Raw genomic sequence first — 20,287 nt, forward strand, 5'->3', positions numbered from 1 at the left:
CCATTAATATAGGGATATAGTTTAAAGGTAGAACTACGGTCTCCAAAACCGTCGGTGTGGGTTCAATTCCTACTATCCCTGTCATAACTTGGTGAAAGGTTAGGTTAGTACCTGGCCTTTTTTAATTGAACTTCTAAGATTTACGGCTTAATTCTAGAAAGAGTATTTAATTATTGCCAAACTTATGCTAAGATAAATTGGTATTATCCTATTTAAATATACGAGGGAGTTTGAAAAATGAAAGTAAGAAAAGCTGTTATTCCTGCAGCAGGTCTAGGTACACGTTTTTTACCTGCAACTAAGGCGTTGGCTAAGGAAATGTTCCCCATTATTGATAAGCCAACTATCCAATACATTGTTGAAGAGGCCAAGAAGTCCGGAATTGAAGACATCTTGGTTGTAACAGGTAAAGGTAAGCGTCCGATTGAAGACCACTTTGATTCGGTTCCAGAACTAGAACAAAACTTGGAAGCTAAGGGTAAGGACGAATTATTGCGCTTAGTGGAAGAAACTACCGATATCAACCTTTACTTCATCCGCCAATCACACCCACGTGGCTTAGGTGACGCTGTCTTGATGGCTAAGGACTTTGTGGGAGATGAACCATTTGTAGTTATGCTTGGTGATGACATTATGGATGATAAGGTTCCATTGACTAAGCAACTAATTAACCGCTATGAACAAACTCACGCTTCAACTCTAGCGGTAATGAAGGTTCCTCATGATGAAGTTAATAAGTACGGTGTGATTGATCCAGCTGCCCAAACACACCCGGGTCTTTACGATGTTAAGCAATTTGTTGAAAAACCAGATGTAGATAAGGCTCCATCAGACTTAGCTATTATTGGTCGTTACCTATTAACTCCAGAAATTTTTGATATGTTAGAAACACAAAAACCAGGTGCCGGTAACGAAATTCAATTAACTGATGCTATCGATCGCTTAAATAAGATTCAACGCGTATTTGCACATGAATTTAAGGGCCAACGCTATGACGTTGGTTACAAGTTTGGTTACTTGAAGACTTCAATTGAATTCGGGTTAGCTCACCCAGAAGTTAAGGCTGATTTAACAGCTTATATTAAAGAATTAGCTGCTAAGTTAAAATAAAACCAGCTAGTTAAGAAAGCCCCCAACAACTCTTGTTGGGGGCTTTTCCTATGTTATTCGGCTAAGTCTAAGTAATCTTCTAAGTAGCTAGCTAAACCGTCATGGTCGTTATCAAGGGGGGTAATGTCATTAGCTAGCTTCTTTAACTGGTCGGTACCGTTTTGCATTACGACACCCCAACCAGCGTAGTCAATCATTTCAGCATCATTGTGTTCGTCACCAAAGGCGATGATATCTTTTCGATCAATGGCTAGGGTTTGGGAGAGAAATTTTAACCCGTAGGCCTTGTTAACCCCCTTAGGAGCTAATTCTAAGATAGGTGTTGGCCCACCCCAGACACCGACGTTGATTTTATCGCCAAATGAACGCTCTAGTTCTGCCACAACGTTTGGTAATTTTTGGCGGTCGACTAACATGGTCATTGCAGACGGGTCGGTAGTTAAATTACTCTTGTTTAGGAACTCTTCGGGCTTAAGCTTAGCGGGAAAGAAGTCAGGAATAATGTCATTAGGTTGGTCGGCTAAGGAGAGATTTTTACCCTCGGCAGCTAACAACTTAATACCTAACTTCTTTTTAGCTGCTAAAAGTTCAAAGGCAATGTCCTTGTTGAAGGTTAATTGATATTCCTTGTCCCAAGCTCGGTGGGGCAAGTGACCAACTGCCCCGTTAAAGTTAATCATGGGTGATTTCAAACCTAGCTCATCGTAAAAGTGTTCAGAGATACGGTTAGGACGGCCGGTAACAATCGAGACGACGTGACCAGCTTTGACAGCCTTATTTAAAACGGCCTTGGTTTTAGAACTGATTTGGGATTGGGAGTTTAAAGTAGTTCCGTCCAAATCAATTGCGATTAGTTTTCTTTTCATTTTAGTAAACATCCTCAAAATTAAATTGCTTGTTTTATCTTACCATAGATAGCGGCTGTTAGAAAAGTTAATGCTTTGTTTGGATTATTCTTAAGCTTAGTGGCAATTATTGTCAAACCAGCTTTCATCAACTAAAATAGAAATAGATTATGAATTGAGGTGGTAGGTAATGATAACTGTTACTGAAAAAACGGTAGCAACCTTACCGGTCTTAGAACTAATAGAAGCTGACTTAAAAACAAGTAAGGTTCCACTAGTATTTTTCTATCATGGTTGGACCGGTTGCAAGGAAAAAGTATTAACCCAAGGTTATGAACTAGCTAAGCAAGGCTTTAGGGTGGTTTTGCCGGATGCTTACTATCATGGTAGCCGTGCTAGTGAACCAGCTAGCAAGCATCAGTTAGAGTTTTGGCACATTATTCAGCATTCAGTGACTGAGTTTCCTAAGTTAGTGGCGGCCTATAACCAGGTTGGTTACGATAAATTAGGGGTTAGTGGCCTATCAATGGGTGGGATTACCACCTGTGCTTTGCTAGCAACCTATCCAGAAATTGATGCAGCTGTCTGCTTAGAAGGTTGTCCTCACCCACTAGCCTTTGCTAAGCAGTTAGTGGCAGCTATTCCAGGCGCAAATCAGTTGCCGGCTGAATTATTAGCACAAGAGTATCAGCAAATTGCTAGTTATGACCTAGCCCTACAACCGGAAAAACTTGCCGGTAGGCCGTTACACTTTTGGCATGGGACAGCCGATGAGATGGTTCCTTATCAGTTGACCGCAGATTTCTATCAAGCTATCAGTAAAGAAGCCCCAGCCTAAGTCACTATGACTACTAGTCAAGGTGTAGGGCACAAAGTTTCTTATGATACCACCCTTGAAATGGCGGCTAAATTTGCCCAATATTTTAAGAAATGAGATGATTTGATGACTGAAAAGAGAAGCAACCAAGCAATCAAAGATGATATTTTAGCTGGGTTAGAAGAGGTAGTGGATCCCGAATTAGGAATTGACATCGTTAACTTAGGTTTAGTTTACGAAGTTAATCTAAACGAGGATGGGCACTGTGAAATTCAGATGACCTTGACAACAATGGGCTGCCCGCTAACTGATTTATTAGCGGATATGGTTGAACGTCAGTTAGTAAAGATTCCTGAAATTACCGAAGTTGAGGTTAAGTTTGTTTGGGAGCCTGCCTGGACAATGGACAAGATGTCCCGCTATGCTAAGATGGCATTGGGAATTCACTAGTTAAGCGAGGAAAGATTAGTGGTTAAGAAAAATTTATTGGTGGTTGTCTACGTGGCTTTTTTGGCTTTTATAGCGGTTGCAACCTTCTATAAGATTCAAGAGCGGGATTTAGTAATTCAGCTAAATAACCATAATTTATCTGCCGCTGCTTATAAGGTAAAAGTGAAGTCAAGTCAGTCTCTAGCCCAACTGAATGAAGCAGTTTCTAAAAGTAAGTTAACTAATTTACAGCTACATTACCAGGCTAAGGATAATTCACAGGTCACCTATTTTTATGGGAAGGGGAAATTTGCAACTCCCCCAATGATTACGGGTAACTTCTTTTCCGAAGATGATTTTAAGTCGGATGTAGCCGTAGCGGTGGTTGGTAAAGACTGGCAAAAAAAATTGTATAAACCACAAGGGCAGGCTTACATCAAATTAAACGGGACTTACATTCCGGTGATTGGAATTATGGGTGATAGTTATAAGTCTGATTTAGATAAGCAGATTTTTATCGCCCAGTCCCAACAGCAAACCCCGATGATGAAAGCTACAGACTACAAATTAGTAGTCGATGCTAAGCAAGCCCTCACTAAAAATGACTTACGTACAGTCTTTAAGCAAGCAAAAATAACGCCTTTGGTAACCAATGTGTTCATCGTACCGCAATCAACTTGGGTGGCAGAACACCTTAGGGAGCTAGCGGTGCTAGCCTTAGTAGTGATTGGCTTAGCCTTAGAGCTCGGTTTGTGGGTAGCGTCATTTCGGCGTAAATATCAAGCGGCTAAGTTTGCTAAACTTAGCTTGAAAAAGTATGCCTTTGAAGAGTGGGAATTTTATACCTTATTTACCGGGTTAGGGCTAGCTTTCGGGACGGTTTTAGGCATTTTAAGGTATTCCTTTACCAGTGTGAAGGCACCAATTCTTTATGCACTTGGAATTTATTTTGTGGCCAGTTTAGGTTGTTATATTTTGCTAAAAAAGAAAATGAGTGAATTTGAGAGGAACGAAAAAAGATAGTGGAGTTACCAAAAGATTTTATCAGTAAGTATCAACGGCTACTAGCTACTGAGGCAGAGGAGTTTTTAGCTGCTTTTGATGGGCCGGTTGAAAAGGGGTTTCGCTTAAATCCCCTAAAGGAAAATTATCAAGCGGTGGCCTATAGTTTGGCCAAGAAAGCGCCCCATGTAAAAACCGGTTATTATGGTGAAGTTAGTGGCCGAAGTCTAGATCATCAAGCCGGCTATGTTTATAGTCAAGATTTAAGTGCGATGTATGTGGCTGAAGTAGCTGATGCTAAGCCTGGTGAGTGGATTTTAGATCTATGTGCGGCTCCTGGAGGGAAATCCACTCAGCTGGTAGAAGCGATGGCTAACCAGGGCTTATTGGTGGCAAATGAAATCAATAAAAAGCGAGCAGCCATCTTGGCTGAAAATTTAGAGCGAAGTGGTGCTAGTAACTATATTGTTCTTAATGAAAGTCCCCAAAACTTAGCTAAAAATTGGGGACCGATTTTTGACAAGATTATTGTTGATGCTCCTTGTTCTGGGGAGGGGATGTTTAGAAAGGACCACCAGGCAACTAGCTACTGGGATAAGGATTACCCTGCTGAGTGCGCTAAGCGCCAAAAAGAAATTTTAAAGTCAGCCTTAGAGTTATTAAAACCAGGCGGTAAGCTGATTTATTCGACTTGTACCTTTGCCCCAGAAGAGGATGAACAAATAGTGGCCTGGTTGCTGGCTGAATACCCTGATTTACGAGTATTACCTATCAAACAGTATCCTGGTATGGATCAAGGCCGCCCAGACTGGGCAGACGGTAATCCTGACTTAGAAAAGACCATTCGGCTATTTCCCCACCATTTCAAGGGTGAGGGTCACTTTGTGGCTTTGCTTGAAAAGGTGGGACAAGCAGTACCTAAAAAGGTTTCAAAAAAGAAGGGAAAAGCTAAGCAAGCTAAAGGCAATCTTAGTTTAGAACAGTTAGAACTTTGGCAAGCATTTAGCCAAGAGCTTGTGGGCACAGATTTATTTGCTAGCGCAGATCTGAAATTAGTAGGTGATTACCTTTATTACTCGCCTAAAACTTGGCCAAGGTTAGCCAACTTAAGGTATTTACGCCCGGGCCTATTATTAGGAGTTTTTAAGAAAAAAAGATTTGAGCCGAGCTATACGTTGGCTTTAGCATTAAAACCAAGTCAAGTTAAGCGGGTATTAGCGGTTAGCGAATCAGAGTGGGAAAACTATGTTAAGGGCAACGTTTTAACTACGACCAGTTCCCAACAAAACGGTTGGTACTTATTAACCTGTCAGCAAAAGGGCTTTGCATTTGGAAAAAAGGTCAATCAACAAATTAAGAACTTCTTTCCGAAGGCATTACGGTTTTATTAAAAAAAGGATGACCATCTAAACTTAGCGGTTTGGATGGTCATCCCTTTTTAGAATTTTAAGCTAGCAATTTGGTCTTTAAAATTAACTAACTCAGGACTGAGAAGATAAGGAACAGTTTTTAAGTCGGAAATGGTCCGGCAACCTAATATAACCATTAGGCGTTTGAGTTGATCTTTGAGGTTAGTAATCTCAGTAACCAAAGCATCATCGCCTTGACGTAAGAGAACGTGTAGGAAATGGCCGGCTAATCCGACGTTATCAGCTCCTAAAACTAGGCACTTAATAATATCAAGTGCAGTTCTGATTCCGCCTGTAGCGGTAAAGGAGAAGTCGGCTTGGAAGGTTTGGGCAGCTAAGAGACTTTCGGCCGTCGTGAGACTAAGTTCGTTAAAGTAACCCAGCTCTTTATTTTCACGGCGTTCATTTTCAATTGCAACAAAGTCCGTTCCCCCAGCGCCGCCTAAATCTACGTACTTAATGCCAGCTTCTTTTAACAGCATCAAACTACGGGGAGTCATTCCTGCGCCCACCTCTTTAACTAAGAGGGGCACGTCTAGGTGGCTGTTAATTTCTTTGAGGTTGGCTAGCCAGTAGAAACTTTGGTCACCTTCAGGCATGACCAACTCTTGGGCCAAGTTAACGTGTAATTCCAAAGCATTAGCATTAATCATCTTGACGGCGCGCTTGGCATTAGTTAAATTATGGTGAGCGCCAAGGTTAGCTAAAATAAAACCAGCAGGGTTATTTTGGCGGACAACCTCAAAGGTTGAGCTTAGGCTAGGAAGTTTTAAAGCAATACTTTGGGAACCAACTGCCATTGGAATTTGAGTTTTAGCAGCGACCTTAGCTAGGCGGGCATTAATCTTACCCGTTTGCTCGCTGCCTCCGGTCATAGCGTTGATAAAGAAGGGGACAGCAATTTTTTGGTCCAAGAAAGTCGCAGTTAAATCGACATCGGCCAAGGCCAGTTCGGGTAGGTTAGTTGCCAACAATTTAACTTGATCAAGCTTGGTTTGAGCTTGAGGGCGGTAGAATTTTTCGGCAATAAAAACGTGCTCATCTTTTCGGTGTGCTTGTTTATCCATAAAAATCCCCCTTATTCTTTATATACGTTAAAGGCAAGTGGTTCTATTCCCGCAGCTTGCCAACGATTGATTAAGGTTGAAACTTGGTTGGTATCTGTTAGCAAGGCAATCCCACAGTCCCCGCCTCCAGCTCCAGAAGTTTTAGCGGCACCGCCAAGGTCAGTGGCAGTTTCAATCAAGGTCTTAAGCAAGGGGGTTTCGATATTTAAGCCACTAAAACTTGCCAGCTTGACCAAGAGGTCGCGGTTAACCTTGACTTGAGTCAAAATTTCTGCAGGCGAGTTGGTTTTAAAGCCGGCAATCATGTTAGTTAAGCAGCTTTTACTTGCTTTTAAAAATTCTTGGTACTTAGCTTGTTTTTCTGCTTTACTAAGGCCAACGGCGTCTACTAGGTGAGAAGTAGATGCAGGAGATCCGGTCCAACCAATGAGTAAGGTCAAATCTTTAGGCGGGGTCAGCTCTTCAATACTTAAATCAGGCCAATCCATAGCTAGTAATTGTTTCAGAGAGTATTTTTGTCTAGCTAAAATGAGCCAGTCACGGTTTAGGGAGTGGTAGGCTAACCAGCCACCATAAACGCTAGCAGCAACGTCGCCTAAGGAACCATTACCTTGAACCTCAAAGTGGGCAATCGCTGCTAATTTAAACAAAATTTCCTTGGTAGGTTTTAAATCATAGTAGGCACAGAGGGCTTTGACTGTAGCCACCGTTACTGCGGCTGATGAGCCTAGGCCGTACTTTTTACCATCGGGACTATCTAACTGACTATCGATTTTGAGGTGGTAGCAGTCTAACACTTTACCAAGACTGCGGGCATATTCTTCCGTCAATTTGATTGCGGCTAAAATATAATGGAAGGGGTTATCACGGTTATCAAAAACAAGTTCTTGTCCTTCGCGCCGCCAGTAGATTGAGTTTTCTTCATACTGCTTGGATACAATCGAACCAAGAGAGGCGCTTTTTTCGATTGACACGTAAACAAATTGATCCAAAGCCACTAAGACAGCTGGATAGCCGTTTTCGACGACGGCATATTCACCAGCAATATAAAGTTTTCCTGGTGCTTTGACTTTAATCACACAAATCAGTTCCTTCCTAAATTATTAAGCTAATAGATGGGCTCCGGGACCAGGAGCCGCGAGTAATAGTTGTTCTTGGTTAAAGGCTTCTGCTAATTTAGCTTTGATTTGGGCTACATCTTTTTCAAGACATAAGACCTTTACATTAGGGCCGGCATCCAGTGTATAGTAGCAAGGAATGCCAGCGGCCCTTAGTTCTTCAACTAGTTGCATTGCTACCAAGGTTTCTGGCTGGAAGTAATTGAAGTGCGGACTAGCAGAAAGGTTAAGGGCGTGCATCTTCATGGCATTTTCCTCAGCGATAGTCCCCAGCCTTTCGAAGTCTTTAGCTTCAATAGCCTCCTTTAGCTCACCAATGTCTTGGTGGCAAGTTTTCACCCAGGCTGGGTAGTAAGGAGAAGTAGCAACGACTGTTTGCATCCCCCTTCTTGAAGAGATTTTCTTTTCAGCATCGTTTAAAACAATGGCTAGCATCCGGATGTCCCAATCAACTTCTTCTTGAAAGGGGACAGCGTATGAATCAAGGTCACCCGTCCCCATTTTCCATTCAACAAAGCCACCGTAGATGGAACGGCAAGCAGAACCAGAACCACGGCGGGCTAGGCGAGAGAGATCTTTTTTAGAAAGGGTTAAGCCGGCAGCACTACTAGCAGCTAAGGCTAACGCGGCGTAGGCTGAGGCCGATGAGGCCAACCCAGCCTTAGTAGGGACGTGGTTAGTTGAATCAACCTGGGCGTAGGTAGTGATTCCCGCCAGTTTTCTAACCAGATTTAAAAAGTTGGTAATTTGCTGAGCATCTTTGCTAACACCATTTAGTGAAAAGTTATCGGCGGTCAGTTCCTCTTTAAATTCAACGCTAGTATCCGTGTAGAAGTGATCAAGCGTTAATGAAAGTGAACTATTCATAGGAATAATTAACTCCTTATCTTTTTTGCCCCAGTATTTAACTAAAGCGATGTTAGTGTGGGCGCGGGCCGTTTTCTTCATTACTAAATTCCTCCAAATTAGTTAGGGGTTGAAGCCAGGTCTGGGTCACCCCGTGTTCTTTTAAAACCGTAGCTAGATTTTGGGCTGTAGCTTGATCTTTAACCAGGCAGATAAAGCAGCCACCACGTCCACCGCCAGTTAATTTAGCACCTAAAGCGCCGTTATTCAAACTAAGTGAGATAAAATTGTCTAATTCTTTAGAACTAACCCCTAACGCTTGCAGGTGACTTTGAGCCTGGTTAAAGGTTTGCCCAAGACCTAAGACGTCATTGTGGGCCAGTTGTTTTCTAGCCAGGTGGGCCAAAGCGCCTAAAGCTTGAATTTGACCTTGAGTTGAGCTAGGGTCGTTAACTAATTTTTCTTTAACTAGACTAACTGCCTGCTTAGTTTGCCCTTTAATCCCGCTATCTGCGATTAGTAGGTAGGCGTCAAGCGCGATTTTTAGGGGGTACATTTCCTGGTTACGAATAAGCCAAATAGGCTTTAGGCTGGCACTAGTAGCGGCATCTAGCCCACTGGGATTTTTATGAGTTTCTCTTTCTGCGAGTTGGGCTAGTTTCAGTAGCTGGGGGCGACTTAAGTTCCATGCAAAGTAAGCCGCAAAGGCACGGATGATTGCGATGGTAACAGCAGCAGACGACCCCATCCCCCGTTCGGCCGGTAATTGGCTGTTAATTTCCAAGCAAAAGCCTAACTGGGGCTGATTTGCTTTAGCCAACATAAATTTAATGAGGTTAGTAATCCCAAGCATTGATTGGGGGGCGGTAGTCAACGGCCCATCGTAATAGCTACTTTTGATTAATTGATTATTTGCTGGCAGTGGTTTTAAGGTGGCAGTAACTGTCACGGCTGAAAGGGGGAGGGCAATTGCTGGTTGCCCGTAGACTACAGAATGTTCCCCGATTAAGATGATTTTAGCGTGACTTTTGCCACTTGCGAGCACTGTGTTCTTTTCTTCCAATAAAAGCCTTCCTTTCTAGGATTATTGGCATACGATATAAATTATAACCGTTTAAATCACGAGCGACAAGAATTTATGCTAAAATGAGAAGATAAGAACATAAAAAGTCGGTGAAGAGTTTGAAAGCAAGTAACACTTATGCTGTTGTTGACTTAGAGACTACGGGAACTAACCTGGACGGAAGTCAACGGATAATCCAATTTGCGTGCGTACTGGTTGAAGACGGACAGATTGTTAATCAGTTTAGTACCTTAATAAATCCGCTCCGCCCGCTAAGTCCAGAGGTGGAAAAACTAACGGGATTAAAGCAAAAGGATTTAAAAAAAGCGCCCAGCTTCGATGAGGTGGCGGCTAGTATCTACGCCTTATTACAGGGCACAATTTTTGTAGCCCACAATATTCAATTCGACTACCGTTTTTTGAACCTTGAGTTAGAGCGGGTAGGGTACCCAGCCTTAGAGTTAAAGGGAATCGATACAGTCCAGTTGGCTCAAATCTTGTTACCAACCCAGTTGTCATACCGGTTAGGGGATTTAGGTAAGGCCTTAAAAATTGAACATGATCACCCCCACCATGCTGATAGTGATGCCTACGTAACTGCTAAGTTATTATTACTTTTATTAGCAAAATTAAAAGAGTTGCCACGAGATTTATTAGTTACCTTAAATAAGTTGGCAGGGGAATTGGTATATGATACGGGCGCCTGTTTTAAAGAGGCCTTGGCCCAAAAAGATGAGACGGAAATTTTGGATGCCGACCTCTTGCAGGTGGCAGGAATTATCCTCAAGCGGCCTCACTTTGAAAGTGGGGCCAAACTAACTATGACCTACCCGCTTACCGAACAAGAAAAGCGGCAACAGTTTACAGGAATTATTGATTATCGTAGTGAGCAAGTAAGGCTAATGGATGATATTGAAGAGTTTAGCCACAGTAAGGCTCGCTATTTCTTGGCCCAAGCGCCAACAGGTTTAGGCAAGACCTTAGCTTACCTTTACCCTGCTGCCTATCTAGCCTTAGGGGGACAAAAAGTGGTGTTGGCTGTGCCAACCAACACTTTGCAAGAGCAAGTATTAACAACAAGCATCCCCATTATAGAGCAATTAGTGGGTAAGTTAAGGGTCGTAACTTTAAAGGGAAGTCAAAACTACCTTAACTTAGAAAAGTTTTGGCAAAGCCTTAGACAAGCACAAGGAAAGTATACGCGGATTGTCCAGATGAAAATCTTAGTTTGGTTAAGTCAGACTGAAACGGGTGACTTGACAGAACTACACCTGCTAAAGACAAAGGATAGTTTTTTTGAACAAATTAGTCACCAAGGAATAGAGGGACTAGACAAGACCAGTCCGTTTTATCAAGTTGACTTTGTCAGACGCCAAGAAGTGGCAACTAAAAATGCTGATATCGTGATAACTAACCAGTCGTATTTGCTTAACCACGCTAGCGATTTTGCTTCATTAGGTGCCCTCCTTATATTAGATGAAGCACAACATCTTATTGACTTGGCCGCTAGTTACAACCGGCAAGTCTTAGACTTAGATGCTATTAAAATTTTGGCGGATAGTTTGTTGGTTAAAATGGAATCCCAGGTAAGTCTATCGTTTGAGCAGTTAGTGGCAACTGGATTTATGACCCGCTATAGTTACCAACAAATTAAGCATTACACCCAAGTAATAGACCATAGCGTTATGGATGTTAGGAGTCGCTTAATTCAATATTTCTACAGGAAAGAAGCAGGTAATGAGATTTACCTAAGTAATAACAAGTTGCGCGGCTTTGTGAAGGCCCACCTAGGCGAAATTAAGCAAATTGGGTTCGCCTTTGAAAAATTACTGAACCTTAATAGCAAATTAGAAGGAAAGTTTATTCAAGCTAGTCGTAAGCAGGCCCTCACCCAAGAAGAAGAAGGACTGTTGTTAGATTACTTTACTTTGGTGACATCTTTTAACAAGGAACTAAGTCAGTGGAGCCAGTTAGATCTTGAATTAATTGAAACCAAACAAAATAAAGGCATTACCTGGCTGAGTTTAAATCGTTCGCAGGCTAACGCGCACTTACGCTTAAACTTTGGCCTCTTAGAGGGAAAGGATTATTTAGCTACCAATATCTACCAAAAGTTTGCCAAGGTTATTTTACTGGGGGCAAGTGTGTTAACACCTAAGACTAAAAGTTACGTTTTAAATCAGTTAGATTTACCGGCTGATTTAAAAATCCATACTTATAAGAGTCAGTTTAACTATCGGAAGCAAGCCCAAGTTTTAGTGGCTCGTGATGCCCCCACGGTAGATCAGCTTGAATATAGCCAGTACCTAGTGCAGACGATTAACCAAATCGTAACGGAAAGTCCGCGACAAACCATGGTCTTGTTCAATTCCTTAGAAATGGTCGCAAAAATCTATCAAGGATTAGTGGAGCTAGGGTTGACCGCTAAAAGAGATGTCTTAGCCCAAGGAATTAACGGGGGAGTTAATAAATTAAAGAAGCGATTTGCTTTAAGTCAAACTAAGGACAGTATCTTGTTAGCAACTGGAAGTTTTTTTGAAGGGATTGACTTGCCAGAAGATAAGTTAGAGTTAGTAATTGTAACTAGGTTACCGTTTACTCCACCGGATTCGCTTTATAACCAGGTTAGGTATCAACGCTTAAAGGCGGCGGGGAAAAATCCATTCTCAGTCTTAGCTTTACCGGAGGCAATCATTAAGTTAAAACAAGCCTTCGGCCGCTTGATTCGGACTAAAAACGACCGCGGGGTCTTTGTTTTACTCGATAGTCGCTTTGTCACTAAACGTTACGGAAGCGAATTTAATCAGGCTTTTCCTACGGAATGTAGCTTACAGGCGGTTTTAACAAAACAAGTTGTTAAGGAAGTTAAAGATTTTTTTGAAAGTTAATTTTTTATTTTAAAGGTTAACCTCAAATTAAATTTGAATGGTATAATAAAAAAGTGTTACTTATCTTATAAAGAAAGGTTGCGAACTAATCAAAAGTTTATGAAAAGAAGTAGACAGTCACGGTTTGGTTGGAGAAAACTGTTAATCAGTTTAGGGGTAATTTTAGCTCTTTATGGTAGTTGGTATTACTACCACCAAACCCAAGCCCCCCTAACGGTAGCTAAAGACGAGGCATATGCTTTAGCTGATAAGTATGGGCATTTAAAAACACATACGGCCTTTTACCGTTACAATCGTCAAGAAACTTATTTTACAGTTGCCGGAGAAAATCAACGGGGGCAAAAAGTATATGTGCTTATCGCTAAGCGGGGAGGTAAGATTAACATCTACTCCCAAGATAAAGGACTTACTGCCCAAGAGGTGCAATCCTTTGTTAAAGCGCGCTATCGTCCTAAGAAAATCCTAAATTTAGCTTTGGGCTTATATAAAAAGCAACCGGTTTGGGAAGTTAGTTATCTTAACTCTAAGAACCAGTTATGTTATGACTTAATCGCCTTTAAAAATGGGCGGATAGTCAAATCTATTCAAAATCTTTAAAAGGGTGGTCAGCATATGAATTTTTCACAACGGGCAGCAAATATAAAACCGTCTGCAACTTTAGCTTTAGCCAATAAGGCTAAGGAAATGAAGGCACAAGGAATTGATGTTATTAATCTTTCAGTAGGCGAACCAGACTTTAAAACACCAGCTCACATCAAGCAGGCTGCGATTGAGGCAATTCAAGCTGGTAAGGCAGATGCGTATACGGCGGCAACTGGGATTTTACCACTGCGAGAAGCAATCGCTACCTATACCAATAACGATTACCAAACTAATTTTACGGCTAAGAATGTGGCTGTTACGGTTGGGGGTAAATTATCCTTATATGCATTAGCCCAGGTTTTATTTGAAGCAGGGGATGAAGTTTTAATCCCGCTCCCTTACTGGGTCAGTTATGGTGAACAGGTTAAGTTAGCAGAGGCTAAGCCAGTTTTTGTTGCACCTGCATTAGGAAATGATAAGGTATCGGTAGTTGAATTAGAGGCTAAACGAACTGATAAGACTAAGGCCTGCATCATTAATTCTCCTCAAAATCCTGCTGGCTTAATCTATAGTCGCGAGGAATTAGAGGCAATTGGAAATTGGGCTGTTGAACATGAGATAATCTTGATTGCTGATGACATGTATAGTAAGTTAGTTTATAATGGTAATCAGTTCGTTTCTTTACTTAACTTATCAGATGCAATTCGCAAGCAAACCATTTTAGTTAACGGACTTTCAAAAGCTTATGCAATGACGGGCTGGCGGGTAGGCTACACTGTCGCTAGTGAAGAAGTAATTCAAAAGTTGGCAGCTTTCTTAGGACACGCCACGAGTAATTTGGCGGCTGTTAGCCAGTACGCAGCTTTAGCGGCGTTAACAGGTGATCAAGCTTGTGTTGAAGAAATGAGACAAGCCTACGAAGAAAGACTCAATACTATCTATCCGCAGTTAGTGGCTTTACCCGGCTTTAAGTTTACTAAACCTCAAGGAGCCTTTTACATGTTCCCTAATATTAGAGAAACCTTAGAGTTAACTGGCTTTAAGAGTGCCGATGACTTTGCTGCCGCTTTATTAGAACAAGCTCACGTGGCGGTGGTCGTTGGGTCTGCTTTTGGGATGCCGGATTGCATTCGAATTAGTTATGCGACCGACTTAGCTAGCTTACAAGAAGCGGTTAAGCGGATGAAGAAATTTATTGAAGAATATAGACACTAGGAGGAATTTGCGCGTGCAAACTATTAGTATTATTGATGCCAAAAATCACGTTGATGAAAAAGTTAAAATCGGAGTTTGGCTAACTAATAAGCGTTCCAGTGGGAAGATTGCCTTCTTACAACTCCGGGACGGATCAGCTTTTTTCCAAGGGGTTGTTGTAAAAAATAACGTCAGCGAAGAAGTATTTAAGCGGGCTAAAGAAGTCAAGCAAGAAACCAGTATGTATGTGACGGGAACAATTCATGAAGACGCTCGGTCACACTTTGGTTACGAAATTGAAATTGAAGATATTGAAATTGTCGGTGAAAGTGAAAATTACCCAATTACCCCTAAAGAACACGGAACGGACTTTTTAATGGACCATCGCCACTTATGGTTGCGTTCTAAGCGGCAATTTGCAATTATGCAAATCAGAAACGAAATGATTAGGGCGACTTATGAATTCTTCAACCAAGAAGGTTTTATCAAGTTAGATTCCCCAATTTTAACGGGAAGCGCACCTGAAGGGACTACAGAACTATTCCACACTGAGTATTTTGACCGGGATGCTTACCTTTCCCAGTCAGGACAGTTATATGCAGAAGCTGGGGCGATGGCTTATGGCAAGGTATTTACCTTTGGGCCAACTTTCCGGGCTGAAAAATCAAAGACGCGGCGGCACTTAATTGAATTCTGGATGATTGAACCAGAAATGGCCTTCATGCACCAAGAAGAAAGTTTAGAAATCCAAGAAAAGTATGTAGCCTTTTTAGTCCAAGCGGTACTTGATAATTGTGACTATGCCCTAACTATCTTGGGTCGGGATAAGGAAGTCTTAAAGGAATACACTAAGTTACCTTACCCACGGATTTCTTATGATGAAGCAATCAAGTTACTCCAAGAATCAGGAGAATTTCCTGATGTTAAGTGGGGCGAAGACTTTGGTTCTCCAGAAGAAACTTACTTAGCTAACCACTTCAGCAAACCGGTCTTTGTCATGAACTATCCTAAGGCAATTAAGCCATTTTACATGAAACCACACCCAACTAGAGATGACGTGGTTGTCTGTGCCGACCTCCTAGCTCCTGAAGGCTATGGTGAAATTATCGGTGGTTCTGAACGGGCGGTAGACCCTGCTTACTTAGAAGCACAAATTAAGCAAGCTGGTTTAGATGTGGCCGATTATGAATGGTACCTAGACTTGAGAAGATTCGGGAGTGTTCCTCACTCTGGTTTCGGTTTAGGGTTAGAACGGGCGGTAACTTGGATCACTGGTGAAAGCCATATCCGGGAAGCAATTCCATTCCCACGTCTTCTTAACAGAATTTACCCATAAAGTAAAGGTTATTAAATGCAAGCATTTTGACGCTGTCGTTATGATGCTTGCATTTTTCTTCTCAAAGAGTGCTAATTAGTTAAGCTTTGTGTTAGATTGTGATAAAGTTGTTTTGTGAGAGGGGCGATTTTATGGAGAATGATTGGGAGTTTTTTGTTGATGCTAAACAAGTAACTATTTCCAGTTTGATTCTGGCAAACTATCAAAAGTTAGGGTTAACTGAAGAAGAATTAGTTTTGTTTTTGCAAATTGATAGTCAACTTCAAGCCGGGAAGAATATTCCAGATATTGAGAAAATAAGCCAGGCGATGGGCAAAGCTAGCACTGACATCTACAGTCTGATGCACAAGCTAGTTGAAAAAAAAGTGTTAGCGATTAATACGGTCAGCGATGAAAATGGACGGGAAACTAACCAGTATAGTTTTAAGGGCCTATATCAGAAGTTAGTGGCCCTAAAGAGGCAAGAGGAGATGACAACTAGCCAAGCCGCCCTTAGTGTTAGTCGGGCAGAAATTTATAAGAGTATCGAGGTTGAGTTTGGAAGAGCTTTGACTCCGATGGAGTTACAAACCATAGATATGTGGTTTAGTCAGGACCATTATCAGCCTGAACTAGTTAAACTAGCTTTAAGGGAAGCGGTTTTGAATCAAGTCTATAACCTACGTTACATAGACCGGATTTTAATCAGCTGGGAAAAGCAAAACATCAAAACGGCTGCCGATGCCCAAAAACTGCTAGTAAAACAGCGGGAGGTTAAGGCGGCGAAGTGGAGCAAACCTACCTCCCAGTCTAAGACTAAAGATAAGCCAGAAATTCCGGTTTATAAATGGTCAAATAGAACAGAAGGTGAGCACTAATGTTAGATGCTAAGGAAACCCTACAAGCGATTCAAATCATGGGTAAAACCTACCCGACCACGGGTAGCTCTTTAGTGGCTGATACCCCCTTTCATTTTTTAATGGCAGTAATTCTTAGTGCCCAAACGACGGATAAGGCGGTTAATCAAATTAGCCCCGCCTTATTTGCTCGGTTTAAGCAACCTGAAGACTTAGCTAATGCCAAACCAAGTGAAGTAGAGCCCTATATCCAAACGATAGGTTTATATCATAATAAAGCTAAGTATCTAGTTGCATGTGCACAGGGGTTAGTTACCCAGTTTGATGGTCAAGTTCCTAAGACTCATAAAGAACTGATGAGCTTAGCCGGAGTAGGGCGAAAAACGGCAGACGTTGTATTAGCCGAGTGCTTTGGAATTCCGGCTCTAGCGGTAGACACCCACGTAGGCAGAATTGCCAAGCGGCTTGCAATGGTTAAAGCAGATGCAACCGTTAACCAAATTGAGCAAACCCTAATGAAAAAATTGCCTAAAGAAATGTGGATTACTGCCCACCACCGGATGATTATTTGGGGGAGAAACCAGTGTCTAGCTCGGGCACCTAAATGTCAAACCTGTCCCTTATTATTTATGTGTCAAGAAGGGCAAAAGCGGACTCAATCTTAAAAAGTACCATAAGTCAAAAAAGTAGCTCTTATATGAAGAGCTACTTTTTTAGTTTAATAAAGACTACTATTGATTAGGGTTAGTGGTAGTCGTTGTTGTTGCAGCCGAACTAGTTGGGTTGCTTGGCTGACTAGGAGTTTGTGACTGGGAACTATTAGTATTAGCACTGGCGGCACTTGAGCTCGAAGATTCAGCTGTAGACTGACTAGAACTGGAGCTAGAACTAGAACTCAAAACAGATGAAGTAGTAGTAAGCGAGCTAATGCTTGAAGTATCCTGTGAGCTAGCAACTGAATTGCTGGAGTGAGTACTTGAGTTTGAATGCTTCTTTTGACTAGTATAAGGATCAGAAGTACCAGCTAAGTAGAGATACTTTTGGCCATCAAGCGTCTTGGTGTAAACATTAGATGGTCGTTTCCAGTTGGTATTAGATTTACCCTGCGAGATATTAGCAATTAGTGACTTGTAAAAGGCAATTGGAATTCTAGCTGTGGTAGTATCCAGGTAATTAGCGTCACGATAAGGATGATCATAACCCATCCAAATTGAAACAGAATAATGTTTCGTGTAGGCGTTAAACCAAGAATCCATGGTGGCATTATCAGGGAAATTAGTTTCGATATCATCTGGATAAGCATTGGTCCCAGTCTTACCGGCTTGGTAAAAACCAGGGATGTTAGCACGATAACCAGTCCCACTTGGGTTAGTAATAACCTGTTGGAGCATGTAGGTTATCATATAAGCGGTTGAGGCTTGCATAACTTGCTTGCCACTGCTTTCATAGGTCTTAGACTCACCATCAGCAATCGTAACCTTATTGATATAACTAGGTTCATAATAAGTTCCGCCGTTGTCGAAGGCAGCGTAGGCAGCCGCATTTTGCAAAGTTGAAGATGGCATCCCAATCCCATTAGAATATTCAACACTCTTGTAGTTAAAGCCAAGCTTGTTGACGAAATTACGGGCCCGGGTTAAACCAACGGTTGCTAGCGCGCGGATAGCCGGAATGTTACGGGACTGCATCAAGGCGTCTTGCATTGTCATAGTCCCCTTATAAGCCTTATCAAAGTCATGTAAGGCAATGGAGGTACCAGGATAATTATATTCGGTATCTTCTAGTTGGTGGTAAGTTGCCCAGCTAAGGTATTCAATGGCTGGACCAAAGTCCATAAGTGGCTTAGCAGTTGACCCGTTAGTTCTGGAAGTTTGTACCGCCCGGTTGAGACCATAGGTTACATCCCCGTTTTTGCGACCTCCAAGCATGGCTAATACCTTACCGTTGTTAGGATTAATAATCGTGGCAGCAATTTGTACCTTATTGTCAGGGTAGTAGACATACTCGTTGGTATTGGCCATATCGTATAGGCGTTTTTGGATATCCATATTAAGGTTGGTGTAAACTTTGAGGCTGGAAGCATATGGATCATAACCCTTGTCGTAAAGGTCTTTGATTACTTGCTTAAGGTAAGCGTCCGACCACTTAGCCTGCTTAGTTTGACTTGAATTAGTATGAGCATCTTGTGAAACTAAGCCGTCAGTAACACTAACGGCTTTGGCTTGAGCCGCTTGGGCTGCGCTAATCTTCTTATTAGCGACCATGGCGTTTAGGACTTCATTTCGCCTTTGCGTAGCCAGTTGCACGTTAGAATAAGGGTTGTAGCTAGAAGGAGCGTTAGGAATTCCGGCGATTAAAGCGGTTTGAGCTAGTGACAGTTCAGACAAATGCTTGCCATAGTAGTATTCTGCAGCAGTCTGCATTCCGTAAATTCCATTACCCATAAAGACCTTGTTGATGTAGAAAGTCAGAATCTGGTCTTTTGAGTATTGCTTATCCATCTTGATGGCCAGCCAAGCTTCCTGGGCTTTTCGTTTTAAGGTTTGGTCGGACTTTTTAGTAGAGAAATAAGCTAGTTTGATTAACTGTTGGTCAAGGGTACTCCCACCTTGGAGGCTACTTGAACCGGTAACGTCATTGACAGCGGCGGACATAATCCGGTAAGGGTCGACCCCATGGTGCTTATAGAAACGCTTATCTTCAATTGAAACAATGGCGTCTTTAAGTTGTTGGGGGACCTTTTGTTCCTTGATGGCTTGCCGTTTTTCTGTTCCAAGCGTCAGAATCTTATGGCCTTTAGCATCATAGATGGTAGTCGAACTATCGCTAGTTAATTTGCTAGTGGTGAGGGCTGGAGCGCTTTTAGCGTAGGCAAAGAAGAGTAAACTCCCCCCGATGAAACCAACGAAAATCAAGGCCACCAGGCTTAAGGCAACAGTAACAGCAATCTTTTTAAAGCTCCATTTTTTCTTAGGCTGTTGACTATGCTTTTGTTTATGGGCTGCCTGCTGTCTGCGAGCTACCCGTGAATATTGTTGATCTTGCTTAGTCATTTTTAGACTCCTTTAGTTAAAGAATTTGTTCTAGTAACTTATCTACATAGGTTAGGTAAGGAATTTTAGGTTGAAGCTGGTAAGTTATATGGGCACATTGTTTCTTGATAATCTCATAGGGAATCGATTTGCGCCCATTATTGGCTTGTTGATTATCCCAGTACTGAAAAAGTAGGGAGGCCGGCATTAAGAAGACCTCTTTTAGACTGGTAAAGCGTAAAATGGTAAAGCAGATACCACCTTGTTTTTGACAGGCTTTCATATGCTCAATCTGATGGGCGTGAAAGTTTGCTAGGGGAAAAGCCGTTAAATTCTTAGTTTCCTTAGCTTCAAAATCAAGGTAATGGCCTTTGTAAACCCCATTATAGTCAGTTGTTGAAGGCTGTTTAAAGTAAGCTTCTTTGATTACGGCAGCACTTCTTTTAGGGTAGTCAACGTTAACAATTTGAATTGGAATTGGTTTTTTATGAATAACTGCAATTCCCTGCTTGAGATAGTATTGGTTACTTTCATTGATTTCCTCTTCCAAGGTCATTCCCCGATTACCATATAAAGTGGCAGTGGGATAGGGGCTTTTTTTAAGGGACAGCTGCTTGGTGCGATAGGGTTGTCCGTTAGGATAATGCATGACCATCTAATCCCTCCTTTGTTCAACCCATTATACCAACTAAGTGTGTAGTTGGTAAAGCAAG

Annotated in this window: 17 protein-coding genes, 1 tRNA gene and 1 pseudogene; 12 read left to right on the forward strand and 7 right to left on the reverse strand. The window is 41.9% G+C overall.

What is annotated here, in order from left to right:
* Positions 1 to 10 precede the first annotated feature (10 nt).
* Positions 11 to 81, forward strand: a tRNA-Trp gene (locus FC14_RS08790).
* A 156-nt stretch (positions 82 to 237) separates the two neighbouring features.
* A complete protein-coding gene (gene galU / locus FC14_RS08795; protein ID WP_050612328.1) occupies positions 238 to 1,110 on the forward strand; it encodes a UTP--glucose-1-phosphate uridylyltransferase GalU in 873 nt (290 codons plus the stop codon).
* 53 nt (positions 1,111 to 1,163) lie between these two features.
* Here galU and FC14_RS08800 read toward each other — a convergent pair whose 3' ends face one another.
* Complete coding sequence (locus tag FC14_RS08800; protein WP_056977485.1) at positions 1,164 to 1,976, reverse strand: Cof-type HAD-IIB family hydrolase; 813 nt, start codon at positions 1,974 to 1,976, stop codon at positions 1,164 to 1,166.
* A gap of 169 nt (positions 1,977 to 2,145) precedes the next feature.
* Here FC14_RS08800 and FC14_RS08805 point away from each other — a divergent pair.
* The 4 genes and pseudogenes from FC14_RS08805 (at position 2,146) to FC14_RS08820 (ending at position 5,594) form a co-directional block, all read left to right on the forward strand.
* Positions 2,146 to 2,889, forward strand: a pseudogene (locus FC14_RS08805) (alpha/beta fold hydrolase).
* A gap of 9 nt (positions 2,890 to 2,898) precedes the next feature.
* Positions 2,899 to 3,222: a metal-sulfur cluster assembly factor gene (locus FC14_RS08810; protein ID WP_056977487.1), complete on the forward strand. Its 324-nt coding sequence runs from the start codon at positions 2,899 to 2,901 to the stop codon at positions 3,220 to 3,222.
* Positions 3,223 to 3,240: 18 nt separating this feature from the next.
* The gene (locus FC14_RS08815; RefSeq protein WP_056977489.1) at positions 3,241 to 4,224 is read left to right on the forward strand and encodes an ABC transporter permease; all 984 of its coding nucleotides are present in this window, start codon (positions 3,241 to 3,243) and stop codon (positions 4,222 to 4,224) included.
* Positions 4,224 to 5,594, forward strand: coding sequence for an RsmB/NOP family class I SAM-dependent RNA methyltransferase (locus FC14_RS08820; RefSeq protein ID WP_056977491.1), 1,371 nt, complete (start codon positions 4,224 to 4,226; stop codon positions 5,592 to 5,594). Before FC14_RS08815 ends, FC14_RS08820 begins: the two co-directional genes overlap by 1 nt.
* Positions 5,595 to 5,641: 47 nt before the next feature.
* Here the strand turns inward: FC14_RS08820 and fni are convergent, their stop codons facing one another.
* Genes fni through mvk form a run of 4 tightly spaced genes read right to left on the reverse strand, consistent with a single transcriptional unit; the run spans position 5,642 to position 9,706 of the window.
* Complete coding sequence (gene fni, locus FC14_RS08825) at positions 5,642 to 6,679, reverse strand: type 2 isopentenyl-diphosphate Delta-isomerase (RefSeq protein WP_056977493.1); 1,038 nt, start codon at positions 6,677 to 6,679, stop codon at positions 5,642 to 5,644.
* Between the two features lie 11 nt (positions 6,680 to 6,690).
* Positions 6,691 to 7,758 (reverse strand): phosphomevalonate kinase, encoded by a 1,068-nt coding sequence (locus tag FC14_RS08830; protein ID WP_056977495.1) that lies wholly within the window; start codon positions 7,756 to 7,758, stop codon positions 6,691 to 6,693.
* Between the two features lie 24 nt (positions 7,759 to 7,782).
* Entirely contained in the window at positions 7,783 to 8,745 is a 963-nt protein-coding gene (mvaD, locus tag FC14_RS08835) for a diphosphomevalonate decarboxylase (RefSeq protein ID WP_056977497.1), read from the reverse strand.
* On the reverse strand, positions 8,717 to 9,706 hold the full coding sequence (gene mvk, locus FC14_RS08840; protein ID WP_056977499.1) for a mevalonate kinase: 990 nt from the start codon (positions 9,704 to 9,706) through the stop codon (positions 8,717 to 8,719). The genes mvaD and mvk overlap by 29 nt, the downstream gene beginning before the upstream one ends.
* Before the next feature lie 110 nt (positions 9,707 to 9,816).
* On the opposite strand from mvk, the gene FC14_RS08845 reads away from it, so the two are divergent.
* The 6 genes from FC14_RS08845 (at position 9,817) to nth (ending at position 17,207) form a co-directional block, all read left to right on the forward strand.
* Positions 9,817 to 12,594: a helicase C-terminal domain-containing protein gene (locus FC14_RS08845; protein ID WP_082618729.1), complete on the forward strand. Its 2,778-nt coding sequence runs from the start codon at positions 9,817 to 9,819 to the stop codon at positions 12,592 to 12,594.
* A 99-nt stretch (positions 12,595 to 12,693) separates the two neighbouring features.
* The gene (locus FC14_RS08850; protein WP_050612317.1) at positions 12,694 to 13,191 is read left to right on the forward strand and encodes a cell wall elongation regulator TseB-like domain-containing protein; all 498 of its coding nucleotides are present in this window, start codon (positions 12,694 to 12,696) and stop codon (positions 13,189 to 13,191) included.
* 15 nt (positions 13,192 to 13,206) lie between these two features.
* The gene (locus tag FC14_RS08855) at positions 13,207 to 14,391 is read left to right on the forward strand and encodes a pyridoxal phosphate-dependent aminotransferase (protein ID WP_056977502.1); all 1,185 of its coding nucleotides are present in this window, start codon (positions 13,207 to 13,209) and stop codon (positions 14,389 to 14,391) included.
* A 13-nt stretch (positions 14,392 to 14,404) separates the two neighbouring features.
* A complete protein-coding gene (gene asnS / locus FC14_RS08860) occupies positions 14,405 to 15,706 on the forward strand; it encodes an asparagine--tRNA ligase (protein WP_050612315.1) in 1,302 nt (433 codons plus the stop codon).
* Positions 15,707 to 15,837: 131 nt separating this feature from the next.
* On the forward strand, positions 15,838 to 16,563 hold the full coding sequence (locus FC14_RS08865) for a DnaD domain-containing protein (protein WP_056977504.1): 726 nt from the start codon (positions 15,838 to 15,840) through the stop codon (positions 16,561 to 16,563).
* Entirely contained in the window at positions 16,563 to 17,207 is a 645-nt protein-coding gene (nth, locus tag FC14_RS08870; RefSeq protein ID WP_056977506.1) for an endonuclease III, read from the forward strand. The genes FC14_RS08865 and nth overlap by 1 nt, the downstream gene beginning before the upstream one ends.
* A 66-nt stretch (positions 17,208 to 17,273) precedes the next feature.
* On the opposite strand, the gene FC14_RS08875 is transcribed toward nth, so the two are convergent.
* Positions 17,274 to 19,595 carry a transglycosylase domain-containing protein gene (locus FC14_RS08875; RefSeq protein ID WP_056977508.1) on the reverse strand — a complete coding sequence of 774 codons (2,322 nt, stop codon included), beginning with the start codon at positions 19,593 to 19,595 and terminating at the stop codon, positions 17,274 to 17,276.
* 16 nt (positions 19,596 to 19,611) lie between these two features.
* The gene (gene recU, locus FC14_RS08880) at positions 19,612 to 20,229 is read right to left on the reverse strand and encodes a Holliday junction resolvase RecU (RefSeq protein ID WP_056977511.1); all 618 of its coding nucleotides are present in this window, start codon (positions 20,227 to 20,229) and stop codon (positions 19,612 to 19,614) included.
* Positions 20,230 to 20,287 lie beyond the last annotated feature (58 nt).

The organism is Ligilactobacillus agilis DSM 20509 (assembly GCF_001436215.1).
In the GTDB taxonomy this organism is placed as follows: domain Bacteria; phylum Bacillota; class Bacilli; order Lactobacillales; family Lactobacillaceae; genus Ligilactobacillus; species Ligilactobacillus agilis.